Annotated in this window: 13 protein-coding genes; 6 read left to right on the forward strand and 7 right to left on the reverse strand. The window is 49.8% G+C overall.

Annotation, left to right across the window (positions count from 1 at the left end):
* Position 1 precedes the first annotated feature (1 nt).
* The 3 genes from NV375_RS00610 (at position 2) to NV375_RS00620 (ending at position 3,431) form a co-directional block, all read left to right on the forward strand.
* Complete coding sequence (locus NV375_RS00610) at positions 2 to 1,285, forward strand: amidohydrolase family protein (RefSeq protein ID WP_258806519.1); 1,284 nt, start codon at positions 2 to 4, stop codon at positions 1,283 to 1,285.
* 153 nt (positions 1,286 to 1,438) lie between these two features.
* Positions 1,439 to 1,744 carry an STAS domain-containing protein gene (locus NV375_RS00615; RefSeq protein WP_126769606.1) on the forward strand — a complete coding sequence of 102 codons (306 nt, stop codon included), beginning with the start codon at positions 1,439 to 1,441 and terminating at the stop codon, positions 1,742 to 1,744.
* Positions 1,745 to 1,754: 10 nt separating this feature from the next.
* Positions 1,755 to 3,431 (forward strand): ATP-binding SpoIIE family protein phosphatase, encoded by a 1,677-nt coding sequence (locus tag NV375_RS00620; RefSeq protein ID WP_258806520.1) that lies wholly within the window; start codon positions 1,755 to 1,757, stop codon positions 3,429 to 3,431.
* On the opposite strand, the gene NV375_RS00625 is transcribed toward NV375_RS00620, so the two are convergent.
* Positions 3,428 to 3,769 (reverse strand): translation initiation factor, encoded by a 342-nt coding sequence (locus NV375_RS00625; RefSeq protein ID WP_258806521.1) that lies wholly within the window; start codon positions 3,767 to 3,769, stop codon positions 3,428 to 3,430. The genes NV375_RS00620 and NV375_RS00625 overlap by 4 nt on opposite strands.
* Positions 3,770 to 3,863: 94 nt before the next feature.
* On the opposite strand from NV375_RS00625, the gene cysB reads away from it, so the two are divergent.
* Positions 3,864 to 4,838 (forward strand): HTH-type transcriptional regulator CysB, encoded by a 975-nt coding sequence (gene cysB, locus NV375_RS00630; RefSeq protein WP_258806522.1) that lies wholly within the window; start codon positions 3,864 to 3,866, stop codon positions 4,836 to 4,838.
* On the opposite strand, the gene NV375_RS00635 is transcribed toward cysB, so the two are convergent.
* From NV375_RS00635 to pabB, 3 genes are read right to left on the reverse strand one after another with little or no spacing between them, the layout of a single operon-like run.
* Positions 4,839 to 6,212, reverse strand: a complete 1,374-nt coding sequence (locus NV375_RS00635) for an L-serine ammonia-lyase (RefSeq protein WP_258240617.1) — start codon at positions 6,210 to 6,212, stop codon at positions 4,839 to 4,841. It abuts the gene before it with no gap.
* A gap of 11 nt (positions 6,213 to 6,223) precedes the next feature.
* Positions 6,224 to 6,823, reverse strand: coding sequence for a CoA pyrophosphatase (locus NV375_RS00640; protein ID WP_258806523.1), 600 nt, complete (start codon positions 6,821 to 6,823; stop codon positions 6,224 to 6,226).
* Positions 6,820 to 8,232 carry an aminodeoxychorismate synthase component I gene (pabB, locus tag NV375_RS00645; protein ID WP_258806524.1) on the reverse strand — a complete coding sequence of 471 codons (1,413 nt, stop codon included), beginning with the start codon at positions 8,230 to 8,232 and terminating at the stop codon, positions 6,820 to 6,822. The genes NV375_RS00640 and pabB overlap by 4 nt, the downstream gene beginning before the upstream one ends.
* 120 nt (positions 8,233 to 8,352) lie before the next feature.
* Here pabB and NV375_RS00650 point away from each other — a divergent pair, with 120 nt between their 5' ends.
* Together NV375_RS00650 and rmuC are read left to right on the forward strand one after the other, a co-directional pair.
* The gene (locus tag NV375_RS00650; protein WP_258806525.1) at positions 8,353 to 9,864 is read left to right on the forward strand and encodes a fumarate hydratase; all 1,512 of its coding nucleotides are present in this window, start codon (positions 8,353 to 8,355) and stop codon (positions 9,862 to 9,864) included.
* Entirely contained in the window at positions 9,857 to 11,203 is a 1,347-nt protein-coding gene (gene rmuC, locus NV375_RS00655; RefSeq protein WP_258240614.1) for a DNA recombination protein RmuC, read from the forward strand. Before NV375_RS00650 ends, rmuC begins: the two co-directional genes overlap by 8 nt.
* Positions 11,204 to 11,232: 29 nt before the next feature.
* On the opposite strand, the gene rimO is transcribed toward rmuC, so the two are convergent.
* The 3 genes from rimO to NV375_RS00670 are packed head-to-tail and all read right to left on the reverse strand — an operon-like array spanning position 11,233 to position 14,302.
* Entirely contained in the window at positions 11,233 to 12,588 is a 1,356-nt protein-coding gene (gene rimO, locus NV375_RS00660) for a 30S ribosomal protein S12 methylthiotransferase RimO (protein WP_258806526.1), read from the reverse strand.
* Position 12,589: 1 nt separating this feature from the next.
* Positions 12,590 to 13,423, reverse strand: coding sequence for a S1/P1 nuclease (locus NV375_RS00665; protein WP_258806527.1), 834 nt, complete (start codon positions 13,421 to 13,423; stop codon positions 12,590 to 12,592).
* A gap of 33 nt (positions 13,424 to 13,456) precedes the next feature.
* A complete protein-coding gene (locus NV375_RS00670) occupies positions 13,457 to 14,302 on the reverse strand; it encodes a hypothetical protein (protein WP_258806528.1) in 846 nt (281 codons plus the stop codon).
* Between the last annotated feature and the right edge of the window lie 36 nt (positions 14,303 to 14,338).

Genomic DNA, 14,338 nt, shown 5'->3' on the forward strand with positions numbered 1-14,338 from the left:
CATGAAGAAATTATTAACCGCCGTAGCAGCGGCAACCGTAACGCTGTCTGTTGCCGCACACGACATCGTGCCGGGTGAAGCGCAACAGCAACCCATCTTACTGCAAAATGGTACTTTGCATACGGTGACCAATGGCGTTCAGGAAGATACCGATTTACTCTTCGTCGACGGCAAAATCAGTGCTATCGGTAGCGACCTTGCGGTGCCAGAAGGTGCGCAGGTACTCGACTTGACGGGTAAGCATGTCTACCCAGGCGTTATTGCACTTGATACCACCATTGGCTTGCGTGAAATTGAAGCCGTGCGGGCAACCGAAGATGCTGAAGAAGTTGGCGCAGTGACGCCGGAAGTCTCGGGGCATGTCGCTTATAACCCGGATTCAGAGGTGATCCCGACGATCCGCTATAACGGTGTGTCGCATGCGCAAATTGTACCGCAAGGCAACTTGGTCACTGGGCGTTCGAGTCTACTTCAGCTTGATGGTTGGACCTACGAAGACGCTGGTGAGCGCCTAAATGTTGGTGTGCATGTGAATTGGCCGCGGGTTGGCATTAACACGTCTTGGTGGGAGCGTCGTTCACCGGAGGAGCAGCGCAAGGCCAACGCCGAAGCGCGTAAGAACTTAGAGCGCACTTTTGTGCAAGCTAAGGCGTATTATGACGCCAAACTTGCCGGTGAGCTACAAGGAACTGATTTGCGCTGGGAAGCCATGCTCGGTCTGTTTGACGGTAGCTCGACGCTCTTCGTCCATGCCAACGATAAACGCCAGATTGAAGAAGCTATGGAGCTGACGCAAGAATGGGGCTTTGACTGGGTACTGATGGGGGCTCGCGATGCGTGGCGTATGGCCGACGAGCTAGCCGAAGCTGAAGTTCGCGTGGTTTTCGGTGCGCCGTTCGGTTTGCCGAGTCGCCACGACGAAGGCTTCGACCAAGCTTTTTCGACCCCAGCAGCATTGGCAGCGGCAGGAGTGAATTTCGCCATTAGCTACCCTGGTTATTGGGATGTGCGCAACTTGCCATTTGCCGCAGGGAATGCTGTTGCTTACGGTCTGGACCGTGAAGCAGCGCTTGCAGCGATCACCTTAAAGCCAGCAGAGTTTCTTGGCGTGGCTGACCGCTTAGGTTCCTTAGAAGCGGGTAAACAGGCTACCTTGGTGATCTCTGCCGGTGACTTACTAGATCCAATTGGTCAAAATGTAGAGACCTTATTTATTGAGGGACGAATGGTTGATTTAAACAATCGCCATCTGCAACTCTATAATAAATATAAGCAAAAACCTTAAGTAAAATGTTAACCGTTAAAGCCGATTCTGCTGAATCGGCTTTTTTTGTGGCTTTGCCAGTGGAAAAGGGGCCTCAACGCTTGTGTTTAGTGACTTCTGTTGGCACTATTTACAAGTCTCTTATCAAAATATAACAATTAGGGCAGGTCTAAAATGTCGGTAACCCGTCACTTATCGAGCGATGGCAAGGAACTAACGATATCCATACACGGTAAATTCGACTTCGGCGTCGTGCATGAATTTCGTCGCGCTTATAGCTCTCTTGGTGATGAAAAGCCGGTAGTCTATATTGACTTGAGAAATACGGAGTACCTTGATAGTTCGGCATTAGGAATGTTGTTGAACATGCGCAAAGCGATTATTAATCAAGTTGAATCGGTTGCCATCATCAATACCAACCCACAGGTGAAAAGCATTCTCGAGATATCGCGGTTTGATAAACTTTTTAAAATAGAATGATGCCTAATCCATGGCGAGTCAAGCTTCTGAAACCACGCCCCTAGAGTTGGTCATCTTTCACGATGACTCGCGTTTTGCGCATGATTCGATTGACCTCCTTGCAGGTTTTCCGTTCCTGATTGTCAAAGAATCCTTAGGCCTTCCAGCCACTATTGCAGCTACAAAAAATAAGCTAAAGAAACGTCGTCCGACGGTCATTATTGGTCGGGAAGTGCCAAGCCAGGTTAAGGAACTGCCTACCAGTTCCCATTTGTTGCTTATCACCCAAGCTGAGTTGAGTGAGCAGGTACTTAATGCTTGGCAAGGCGATGTGCTGATGGGTGATTGCTCACCTGCGATGGTTCGAAAGCGGCTTTCATTGTGGTGTGCCTCGCATCGTGTCGAAAACCAATTAGCCTCATTTGAAGAGAGTCTTTCGTGGTATATGCAGCGCATTGAGCGTGAGCATGAACTGATCGAGCATATTTTTCGCAATGCGATGAGCCGTAATTATCTCGATTATCCGCATATTCGTACACTACTGGCGCCCGCGGAGAAGTTTAATGGCGATTTATGCTTGGTCGCACCATCACCGACCGGCAGCTTATATGTGATGATGGCCGATTTTACCGGTCATGGACTCGCTCCGGCGACTGGGGCGCTGCCGGTTTCGCAAGCGTTCTTTGCGATGTCAGAGCGGAATGTTTCGATCGCCGAGATGGTGACTGAGTTCAACTTCCGGTTGTCGCGGTTGCTCCCCGATAATATGTTTTGTGCGTGCTTTTTAATGGAGCTCTCGGCAAATGGCGAGCGCATCACTTATTGGAATGGCGGTATGCCGCCAGCGCTGGTGTTTGGCAGTGATGGTGAAATAAAACATCGCCTGACGGCGAAACATATGGCCTTGGGAATTGTACCGACCGCAGATTTTGAAAGTGATGTTACGACACTTAAAGTCGGTTCAGGCGACTCTATTGCGTTATATACCGATGGCGTCATCGAGTTACTGAGTCAGCAACGGGAATTTTTAGGTCTTGATGCGCTAGAAGATTTGCTGCGCCGTTATCCAGAACGGGAGCGTTTTACCGATCTGCTGAGCGAGCTTGAACACTTTCGCGGTGAAGAGCCCTTACGCGATGACTTGTCGCTCGCGATCTTAGAGTGTCGTGAAACGGGTCTTGAGCCGCGACGCGAAGAAAGCAATCGCGATATTTTTCCGTTTCATTTTTCGACAACGCTTTCGCGTCGTGAACTACAACAAACAGATGTCGTATCAACATTAGTCTCGGCGTTGGGTCGGTTACCACCGCTAACGGCGCATCGAACGACTATTTATTTGCTGTTAGCAGAAGTGTTTAACAATGCGCTTGAGCATGGCCTGCTCGGGCTTGAATCGGCAATCAAGGCGCAAGACCAAGGCTTTGAGACGTATTATGAGTTACGCCAAGAAAAATTGTCGCAACTGGAGGATGGACAAATCACCATCCAGCTCACCTATTTTAGTGAAGCAAATCAGCTGCAATTTGAAGTAGAAAACAACGGTGCTGCTTGGCGCTTCTCCAGCGAAGCTATTGATGCCGAAGCGACGGACGACGAGCAAGCGTACGGTCGCGGCTTGGCGTTGTTGATGCAGTTAGCAGACAACCTTGAATGGTCGTCAGATGGCCGCAAAGTTCGCTTCCGTTACGATTTATCGCAACTTGGTTAACCACCAGCGAGTTTAACTTTAAAGCCTTGCCCCTTTAAAAACGCCATACTCGCTTCGCGCTGGTCACCTTGTAGTTCGATGGTGCCATTCTTTACGCTACCGCCGACACCACATTGTTTTCGTAGCGCTTTGGCAAAGTCGTTAAGTAGCTTGGCGTCGTCGGGAAGGTCAAAAATTACTGTCACACCTTTCCCTTTGCGGCCTTTGGTTTGGCGTTGAATACGCACAGGAATGCTTGTGTCGAGCGCGCTTTCTTGTGAATTTTCTTGAGCTTGCTCAGATGAATTCGTGCTCGCTGAAAAACCTAAGTTTTTTAATTGATCGGATAAGCTTGACACAAGAACCTCATATTTTAAGCTTGGAATAACTAGTTAACGTGTTATATATTTTTAGAATAAGTCAACCGCCCGTCAGTAACGTTAGGACTCGGCCATGAAATTACAGCAGTTGCGCTACATTGTTGAAGTATTAAATCACAACTTAAACGTTTCAGCGACCGCCGAGAGTCTCTATACCTCGCAACCCGGTATTAGTAAGCAAGTCCGCATGCTTGAGGATGAACTGGGCGTGCAAGTGTTTGAGCGTAGTGGTAAGCATTTAACCAAGGTCACTCCAGCAGGTGAAGAAGTTATCGCGATTGCACGCGAAATTTTGGGCAAGGTAGACAGCATAAAAGCGGTAGCTAATGAACATACGTTACCTGACCAAGGTAAGCTCAACATCGCCACCACTCACACACAAGCGCGGTATGCCTTGCCAGCCAAGATCAAGCAATTTATGCAGCGCTATCCAAAAGTCTCGTTACACATGCATCAGGGCTCGCCGGAGCACATTAGCGAACTCGCTGCGAAAGGCACTGCTGATTTTGCCATTGCGACCGAAGCCTTGCATCTGTATCAAGATTTGATCATGTTGCCTTGCTACCATTGGAATCGGTCTGTCATCGTTCCGAAAGATCATCCGTTAACAAGCTCGAGCCAAGTTACGATTGAGGAGCTTGGTGAGTTTCCGATCGTAACTTACGTGCATGGCTTTACTGGGCGATCGGAACTTGACCGCGCTTTTAGTGCTGCAGGAATCGCGCCTAACGTTGTATTTACTGCCACCGATGCTGACGTGATTAAAACCTATGTGAAAGCAGGCTTAGGGGTTGGGGTAGTTGCAACCATGGCGTTTGATGCGCACCACGACAAAGGCTTAGTGGCTTTGCCAGCGCAACATTTGTTTGCCCCGAGTACAACCAAAATAGGCTTCCGCAAAGGAACGTTTTTGCGCAACTACATGTTTGAGTTTATTGAGACGTTTGCGCCGCACTTGACCAAGCCAGTGGTCGAAGAGGCGATGCAACAGCGTACGCAAGACGCTGTTGATCGCTTATTTACAAAAATACAGTTACCTACGCTGTAACTAACACTCGATAATATTCACAGCGAGCCCGCCACGCGCGGTTTCTTTGTATTTTGTCTTCATGTCGTTACCCGTGTCCCACATGGTTTTGATCACTTTGTCGAGCGAGACTTTGTGATCGCCACTGCCACGCAGAGCTAATCGGGCGGCGTTAATGGCTTTGATAGCGCCCATAGCATTCCGCTCAATACAAGGAACTTGGACGAGGCCACCTACTGGATCACAGGTAAGGCCGAGATTGTGCTCCATACCGATTTCAGCGGCATTTTCGACATTACTGGCGTTGCCCCCCATGAGTTCTGCAAGAGCACCGGCTGCCATGGAACAGGCTACACCTACTTCGCCTTGGCAACCTACTTCGGCACCGCTAATCGAGGCATTCTTCTTGTACAAAATACCGATTGCAGCTGAAGTCAGTAAGAAACGCACCACGGTCTCTTCGTCTAACGGAGAGATAAATTTGTCGGCATATTTCATTACCGCTGGAATAATCCCAGCCGCACCATTCGTTGGAGCCGTGACAACACGCCCGCCGGCAGCATTTTCTTCGTTCACGGCAAGCGCGAACAAATCGACCCAATCCATGGTTTGCATTGGGTCAGCGGACTTCTCGTTTTTCAGGCGTTGGTAAAGACCTGGTGCTCGGCGCCGCACTTTTAGTCCGCCGGGCAAAATACCTTCGGTCTTAATACCGCGGTCGATGCACTCGTCCATGGTCTGCCATATGTGCATCAGGCGTTCGCGAATTTCTTTTTCGCTGCGAAACACTTTTTCATTGGCGAGCATTAATGAGCTGATCCGTAAGCCATGCTCATTACATTGCTCGAGTAAATCGGCTGCGCTGTCGAATGGGTAGGGAATCGGCTTGCTTGACTGCTCGATGGCTTCTTCCAAAGTGTCATCGAAGTCGGCATCGCGCACGATAAAGCCGCCACCAATAGAGTAATAAAGGTCTTTATAGATAACTTCATCGCCTTTATACAGTCGCAACTCCATCGCATTGGCATGGCGCGGCATGGTCTTACGACGATGAAAAGTGATAGCGCCTTCCCGCGGGAACTTGATCTCGTGCTCGCCTAACAGTTTCAACCGCTGCGTTTTTTCGGTATCCGCCAAAAAAGCATCCACTTCGGTGGTGTCGACCGTTTCTGGGTCTTCACCGGCGAGCCCAAGAATAACGGCTTTGCCGGTGCCATGCCCCTTACCGGTTTGCCCAAGCGAGCCAAATAACTCAACTTTGATGCCGGTAGCTTCGTTGAGATCTAAGGTTTTTGCTGCATCGTGCAGGAATTCCTTGGCCGCACGCATAGGTCCTACTGTGTGTGAACTTGACGGGCCAATACCCACTTTGTAGATATCAAAAACACTAATCATAAATGTAATCGTTAACCTTCGTTGAGAGAGCGATACAATGTGTGACGCTCAGGATACACGTGATCGGCCAATTCTCGCAAAATTCCAGCCGTCGCACCCCAAATATTTCTATGTTGATATGGAATAAAGTATACCTGATCGTAGATAAAGCGCCTTAAGCGATAGGCGAAATGCTGCTGTTGCTGCATTAAGTGCGCTAATGGCACCGTGAAAATTTCTTCAACTTCGCGTGGATCCGCACGTAACGGCTGCGTTGGCGTGATGAAGCCAACGTAGGGGCGAATCAAAAAATTGCTAATAACAGGGTAATCTTGTAGCACCCCAACGCATTCAACATCACTTGGCTTGAGCGCAATTTCTTCATGAGCCTCACGTAATGCGGTAGCGTAAAGGTCGGCATCGTCGAGCTCCTGGCGACCGCCGGGAAAACTAATTTGCCCGGCATGGTGGCGCAAATGATTGCTACGTTGGGTGAGCACGACCTGTAGTTCGCCCGCGCGCTCCCACAATGGAATCAACACCGCAGCAGGGCGTAGCCGCTTGAGCACTGGGCGTTCGTGACGGCGTTTATGGTGCAATTGAAAGCGGTGAAGAAATTCGTCGCGGGTCATGAAGGTGCCTTGTCCTTTTGGGTGGACGCCAATACCGGTAAGATCTTAGCCACTTTATCCAACGTTTCTTGGTATTCTGCTGCGCCTTCTGAGTCGACCACCAAGCCGCCTCCGGCCCAACAATGAATACGTCCACGCTCGGCGACGAGCGTGCGAATGCAAATGTTGGTATCGCTAACGCCATGCCGTGAAATATAACCGAGACTCCCGCAGTAATAACTGCGTCGGTGGGGCTCGAGCTCGTCGATGATAGCCATTGCGCGAACTTTTGGTGCGCCAGTGATTGAGCCGCCAGGAAAGCATGCGGCGAGAAGATCTAATGGTTGCTGCGTGGCGTCCAATTCGCCTGTTACGGTACTGACCAAATGATGCACTGCGGCGTAACTTTCGATCGCAAAGAGCTTCGGTACCTGAACTGTTCCCGGGCGACACACGCGACTCAAGTCATTCCGTAACAAATCAACGATCATCACGTTTTCAGCGCGATCCTTGGTGGCAGTTTGGAGCTCTGCTGCGAGGGCTTGATCGCGACTTGGATCTGGGTCACGTGGTCGCGTACCTTTGATGGGCTTGGTTTCAACCTTGCCATGTTCATCAACATGCAAAAAGCGTTCGGGCGAATGACTAAGGATCGCGCCACCTGACCAACGCAAAAAGCCAGAGTAGGGCGCCTGATTCGTTTCACGCAAGCGTTGGTAGGCTGCCCATTCATCGCCGTGATAATTTGCACTAAAACGCTGTGCAAGATTAATTTGGTAGCAGTCTCCAGCGCGCAAATAGTCTTGGACTTGGGCGAATTTAGTCAAATAATCCGCTTGCGACATATTGCTTTGCCATGCACTCGTCAAGGCAAAGTCAGTGGCGTTGGTTTGCACCGCTTCTTGTGCTTTCCATACGGATTGCCAAAAGGCCTGCCAATGTGCAATTTCACTTTCTGGTGCCAATAACCAAATGCGGTTGCTGGCATGATCACGTATCAGCGCCCGTACGTAAAGACCTACCGTGATTTCAGGTAGGGCGATATCCGCCATAGCACGTTCCGGGAGCTGTTCGAGGGCGCGGCCGGCATCGTAACTCCAGGCACCAGCCAAGCCGCCCTGAAATGGTAACTCGCGAGGCCCATCGTAGTCCGGCAACTGTGCCATAAGCTGTCGTAGTCGTTGTGGCCACGACTCGCGCGCGGTAACAACTTCATCGGGCTGCCAAAATATGAAGTCATAACGGCTGTTTGGGTGCCCGCAGCTATCGAGTAATAGGGCTCCAGGCTGCATAGCGATAGCACTAAACAGTTCGGCAAAACTAACATCAGTAGCGGATTTTTGACCCGCATGTATGTCCGCTTTTAGGTGCTCTTTTCGGCACTCTTTTAGGCACTCTTTTAGGCAGAAAGGGACAGCAACAATAGTCACAACATCGTCACTCCAAAAACATTTGTCGTAAGCTTAACATAAGCGCGGCTAAAACTGGTCAGAGTGACCTGAAAACGCTATGATAGCGGGCAATTGTAACCGCACGATGTAGAGGAAATCATGGCCATTATTCGTCAGGCTGACTTTATTGAGAGCATCGCTGATGCCTTGCAGTATATTTCGTATTATCACCCACTCGACTTTGTTCAGGCGCTCGAAAAGGCGTATCACAAAGAGGAAAGTGAAGCCGCAAAAAATGCAATTGCTCAGGTATTGACGAACTCACGCATGGCTGCCCAAGGGCACCGCCCAATTTGTCAGGACACCGGTATTGTAACCTGCTTTGTGAAAGTGGGCATGGGTGTGCAGTGGGACAAAACCGATATGACCGTGCAGCAGATGGTTGACGAGGGCACGCGTCAAGCTTACACCAATCCGGAAAACCCACTACGCGCTTCGATCGTCGCAGACCCTGCGGGGCAACGTAAAAACACGGGCGATAACACACCTGCTGTTGTGCACATTGATATGGTGCCAGGCGACAAAATTGAAGTGATGATCGCTGCCAAAGGTGGCGGTTCAGAGAACAAATCTAAAATGGTGATGCTTAACCCCAGCGATTCGATCGCTGACTGGGTGGTTGAAACAATGCCAAAACTTGGTGCTGGTTGGTGTCCGCCTGGAATGATTGGTCTTGGTATTGGCGGTACCGCCGAGAAGTCAGCGGTACTTGCGAAAGAAGCGTTGATGGACCCGGTGGATATTCAAGAACTATTGGAGCGCGGACCGCAGAACGCCGAAGAAGAATTGCGTCTGGACATTTACGAGCGGGTAAATAAGCTAGGAATTGGTGCCCAAGGCCTTGGTGGTGTGACTACCGTCATGGATGTGAAAATCAAAACCGCACCAACTCACGCAGCATCCAAGCCTGTTACTTTGATCCCAAACTGCGCTGCGACACGTCATGCGCATTTCTACCTTGATGGTTCAGGACCAGCTGATCTGCAGCCGCCGAAACTGGAAGACTGGCCAGATATTACCTTTGAGCTTGGTGATGATGCACGACGCGTTAATTTAGATGAGTTGACGCAGGCTGATATCGAGACCTGGAAAACCGGTGAGACGGTATTACTTTCAGGCAAAATGCTCACCGGCCGAGATGCTGCACACAAACGTATTAAAGAGATGCTGGATAACGGCGAAGCATTACCGGTCGACTTTAAGAACAAGTTTATTTACTACGTTGGCCCGGTTGACCCCGTTGGTGATGAAGTGGTTGGCCCAGCTGGCCCAACGACTGCCACGCGGATGGATAAATTTACCGATTTAATGCTCGATAAAACCGGTATTTTGGGCATGATCGGAAAGGCTGAACGTGGTCCTGCAACCGTTGAAAGTATCAAACAACATAAAGCTGTTTACTTGATGGCTGTGGGTGGTGCTGCGTATTTAGTTGCCAAAGCAATTAAGAAAGCCAACGTGGTGGCGTTTGAAGATTTGGGTATGGAAGCTATTTACGAGTTTGAAGTCGAAGATATGCCAGTCACTGTGGCTGTCGATAGCACCGGTGAAAATGCTCACGAAACCGGCCCAGCGATATGGCGGGTAAAACTGGAAGCCGCTGATGCTTAGTCTGCAACTTTGGCAATGGCTAACGGCTGGCGCTGCGGCGCTGGCCGTTGGTGCCGTTGGCACTTGGTTGTGGCAACGCGCAAAAGTACAGCAGGCTGCCCAGCAGCTTGAACACCAAGCGGGTTTAGCGAGCCAGCGCGAAGCGCAATTAGAGAATTCACTTGCGCAAACCCAGCAGCGCTTACAACTGGTTGAGCAAGAGCAACGCCAGCTGCAACAGCAACGTAGCCAACTCCAAGCAGATTTAGCGGCAAACCAAAGTAAGTTGGAAAGCACGCTGAAGCATGCCGAAGAAAAGCAGCGCTTGCTAGAGGCCAGTGAAGAGCGTATGAAAAAAGAGTTTGAGCGGCTGGCGCAACAGATCTTTGAACAAAAGTCGGAACGCTTGCAACAGAGCAGTAAACAAACGCTTGAAGTGACACTGGCACCTTTCAAACAGCAACTCGAAGCTTTCAAGAAGCAAGTGGAAAATCAATATACCGAAGAGCTCAAACAACGTGCCTCGTTAACGACCGAAATTACTTCGCTAAAAGAATTAAATAAACAAATGGCGTCCGAAGCAGATGCTTTGACACGCGCGTTGAAAGGCGACACTAAGGCGCAAGGCAATTGGGGGGAAGTGGTTCTTGAGCGGATCTTGAATCAATCCGGATTGCGTGAGGGCCACGAATATGAAACGCAAAGCCATCATCGAGACGAAGACGGTAAGTCCTTCAAGCCTGATGTTGTCGTGCATTTGCCTAACGAAAAAGACGTAGTGATTGACTCGAAAGTATCGCTGGTCGCTTATGAGCGTTACTTCAACAGTGACGATGACAAAGAACGTGAGGCGGCTCTCGCGGAACACGTCAACTCGTTACGAACGCACATCAAAGGGTTATCGAAGAAAAATTATCAGCAGCTTGATAGCGTGCGAACTCTTGATTACGTGCTGATGTTTATCCCCATTGAGCCAGCTTTCTTGCTTGCAGTTGACCGTGATCCTGAACTTATTCGCTTAGCGCTTGAGCATAATATTATGCTGGTGAGTCCGACTAACTTATTGGTTGCCTTACGGACGGTGAATAATATTTGGCAATACGAACACCAGAACCGCAACGCGCAAAAAATTGCTGACGACGCGGGTAAGCTTTACGACAAGTTCGTTGGCTTTATTGAAGATATGCAGAAAATTGGGAATAGCCTTGATACCGTGCGTAAGCATTATGACGGTGCTATGAACAAGCTTTCAACGGGCCGCGGAAACCTTATTGGTCGGGTTGAGAAATTTAAAGAAATGGGCGTGCAAACGTCGAAAAAACTTGATAGTAAACTGCTTGATGATGACAGCGACGCCTAGACGTCGCTCTCCATTTAGCTAGCGCAGAATTAGCGTACAAGGGTTCCCCACAAGTCATACTCATCGGCATGCTCGATCTGAACCTGTACGAGTTCACCCGGTTGCACCTCATATTCGCCATTCAGGTATACCAAGCCGTCAATTTCCGGGGCATCGGCATAACTGCGCCCGATAGCTCCTTCAGCATCAACTTCATCGATGAGCACTGGTAATGTGCGACCGATTTTTTGTTGCAGACGAGCGGCGCTGATGGCTTGCTGAACTTCCATAAAACGTGCGTAACGCTCTTGTTTAACGGCTTCAGGCACTGGGTCAGGTAAGTCGTTCGCTTTGGCACCGTCGACGTCAGAGTAGGTAAAACAGCCTACGCGATCGAGTTGTGCGTCACGCAAGAATTGCAATAATTCTTTGAACTCTTCTTCGGTTTCTCCCGGAAAGCCAACGATAAAAGTACTACGAATGGTTAGGTCAGGGCAGATCTTACGCCAGTTTTGAATCCGCTCGAGCGTGCGGTCTGCTGAACCTGGTCGTTTCATTAGACGCAAAATACGTTTGTTCGCATGCTGTAATGGAATATCAAGGTATGGAAGCAGCTTTCCCTCGGCCATCAATGGGATAACCTCATCCACCGACGGGTAAGGGTAAACATAATGCAGTCGCACCCAGATACCGAGTTTAGCTAGTGCTTGGCAGAGCTCTAGCATGCGCGTTTTTACCGGTTGGCCATCCCAGAAGCCTGTTTTATGCTTTACGTCAACGCCATAGGCACTGGTATCTTGTGAAATCACCAATAACTCTTTCACCCCAGCATTAGCAAGTCGCTGCGCCTCCGCCAAGACGTCACCGACTGGGCGGCTCACAAGATCACCACGCATCGAAGGAATAATGCAAAATGTGCAGCGGTGGTTACAGCCTTCAGAAATCTTTAAGTAAGCAAAGTGTCTCGGTGTTAACTTTACCCCCGTCTCGGGAACTAGATTTTCGAACGGAATACGCTCAGGTTGCGGCACGTGTTGATGGACATGTCCCATGACTTCTTCATAAGCATGAGGGCCGGTAATGGCTAACACATTCGGGTGCACCTCACGGATTTCATCGTCTTTAGCGCCCAAACAGCCGGTGACGATAACTTTACCGTTTTCGTTCAATGCTTCACCGATAGCATCGAGTGATTCTTGCACTGCACTATCAATAAAGCCGCAGGTATTCACAATGACCATGTCGGCGTTATCGTAGGTGTTGACGATATTGTAGCCCTCTGTACGTAGCTGCGTAAGAATGCGTTCCGAGTCAACAAGGTTTTTCGGGCAGCCAAGGCTGACAAAACCAATTTTCGGCTGCTTTAGCGTGACGTTACTATCAGGGGTATAAGATTCAACGCTCATATTAACCTTCTTTACGCGCAGCTTTAGCAAAGACGTCGTTTAAATAGGCAGCGATACGCACGCCCCCTTGCTGTAAACGTTGCTTCATCATCGGGGTGTAATTATAGACATAATCCCAGCCCAAATACGGTTCGTCAGTTTGTGGATAGACTTCGTCGCGTAACTTAGAGCTTTCATTGATCCATGTGTACGGATCTGGTGTCGCCCAGGTGGTTGCTTGCTCGGCGGTAATGCGGCGCTGCAACCAGTGAGAAAACTCACTGTAAGACAGCTGTTGATGGTCGACTAAGCCCGAGTCCCAGACTCGGTGCAGGTTACTTTGTTCGCCAAAGAACACCACTTTAACGTCATTGCCACCACGATCATTGAGCGCTGCAGAGCCAACGTGCAACGGTTGATGCAAATCGCCAATAATATGCACAATAAAGCGCAGCGCTAGTTGTTTTTCTTGTCGGCTTGCGCTGTCACTCGTTAACGTTGCGGTGAAGTCCTCAAGCGCGCTAAAAGCGTCACCCTCTGGTGGGCAATCGTCAGCATGGTAGTCATGCGGCTGTTGCAAGGTCACATAGTGAAAAGGGTTCGCCGTCTCCTGCCAAAATTTATCTGGATTGGAGCGCATTTCATCAGCGTAGGTTGAGGCTTCGGCCAGTGATTCCGGACCAAGTAAATCAGCAATCGCTGCGCGGGCTTCGTCGGTGAGGTAGTGTGTCGCAATTTTACCGGTAATGCGGTGTCCAGTTTTGCCCCAGGCATGTGCGGGCGTAGCGACCAAACTTGCCGCGGATGCTAAAGCGAATGCACCAGCAGCGGCAAGAGCAAGTTTCGATAAATTCATAGTGTCAGCCGTCAATTAAATGATGCTGATATTTTACGGGTTCTGGAGCAGAAGCCAACGATCTTTTGCTGCTTGAAAGGCGTCATCTTGCCGAACTTGCGGAATGGCTTGATTGATGAGTTCTATGGCGCGCTTGCCCCAAGCCGTTGGCGGGCAGCCGACTGCGCCTTCAACGTGTGTCGCTTGATTTTGTAAAATTGGAATGAACACCAAATCGATCGGTAATACCTGATTATGGTAGTTCAACAACATCGGGTAGTCGATGACAAAGTCGACCCTGCGGGCATTGACCATAGCGAGCATGTTGGCGTTTGCGTCTTTACCGGAAACCTCGGAAAAGTGCTCAGTGTTGAGCAAAAAACGTTCAATATAAGGTTGCAGATCGCCGTAGCGGCGGCCCATCGGTTGGGCGAAACGATAATTGCGTTGTTTTAGCAACTCGACAAGGTCAACGGGATTACCAAACTGCTTGGTGAACTCTTTCGCTAACTCTGGTCGGGTGATAATGCCATGCGCAGGATACTCGAGCACGCGATCGGAATAGGTGACAATCTCGGCCGGACTGACGTTGCGAATCATACACGGGAAACAAAGATTTTCGCCCTGTCGAATTTGCGCGGCAATACGGCCCTGTGGATAGTATTCTATGCGCTGTTCAACGTCAGGTAACGCACGTTGAAATGCATCGATCATTACATCGCAAACGCCTTGGTTAGCGTAATAGCCATCGGTGATGTGAAACGGCGGCGCATTATTCACGCCCCAGACAATTGAGTCCTTGGTTGCGCTGGCTTTCTGTGCGTGTGCCTTAGGGAGACTGGCGACTTGTGTCGCTAGAACTAGGGCACTCAATGTCAGTGCTTGTATCACAAGACGCACACTTAAAACCTCGTATGGCTAACATTAGGTTAACCA

The organism is Pseudidiomarina sp. CB1, from assembly GCF_024752025.1.
GTDB lineage: Bacteria > Pseudomonadota > Gammaproteobacteria > Enterobacterales > Alteromonadaceae > Pseudidiomarina.

Excerpts from the sequence above, each read along its gene's own strand:
- NV375_RS00610 (WP_258806519.1), top strand. The coding sequence starts at position 2 with ATGAAGAAATTATTAACCGCCGTAGCAGCGGCAACCGTAACGCTGTCT.
- NV375_RS00615 (WP_126769606.1), top strand. The coding sequence starts at position 1,439 with ATGTCGGTAACCCGTCACTTATCGAGCGATGGCAAGGAACTAACGATA.
- NV375_RS00620 (WP_258806520.1), top strand. The coding sequence starts at position 1,755 with ATGGCGAGTCAAGCTTCTGAAACCACGCCCCTAGAGTTGGTCATCTTT.
- cysB (WP_258806522.1), top strand. The coding sequence starts at position 3,864 with ATGAAATTACAGCAGTTGCGCTACATTGTTGAAGTATTAAATCACAAC.
- NV375_RS00635 (WP_258240617.1), bottom strand. The coding sequence starts at position 6,212 with ATGATTAGTGTTTTTGATATCTACAAAGTGGGTATTGGCCCGTCAAGT.
- NV375_RS00640 (WP_258806523.1), bottom strand. The coding sequence starts at position 6,823 with ATGACCCGCGACGAATTTCTTCACCGCTTTCAATTGCACCATAAACGC.
- NV375_RS00650 (WP_258806525.1), top strand. The coding sequence starts at position 8,353 with ATGGCCATTATTCGTCAGGCTGACTTTATTGAGAGCATCGCTGATGCC.
- rmuC (WP_258240614.1), top strand. The coding sequence starts at position 9,857 with ATGCTTAGTCTGCAACTTTGGCAATGGCTAACGGCTGGCGCTGCGGCG.
- rimO (WP_258806526.1), bottom strand. The coding sequence starts at position 12,588 with ATGAGCGTTGAATCTTATACCCCTGATAGTAACGTCACGCTAAAGCAG.
- NV375_RS00665 (WP_258806527.1), bottom strand. The coding sequence starts at position 13,423 with ATGAATTTATCGAAACTTGCTCTTGCCGCTGCTGGTGCATTCGCTTTA.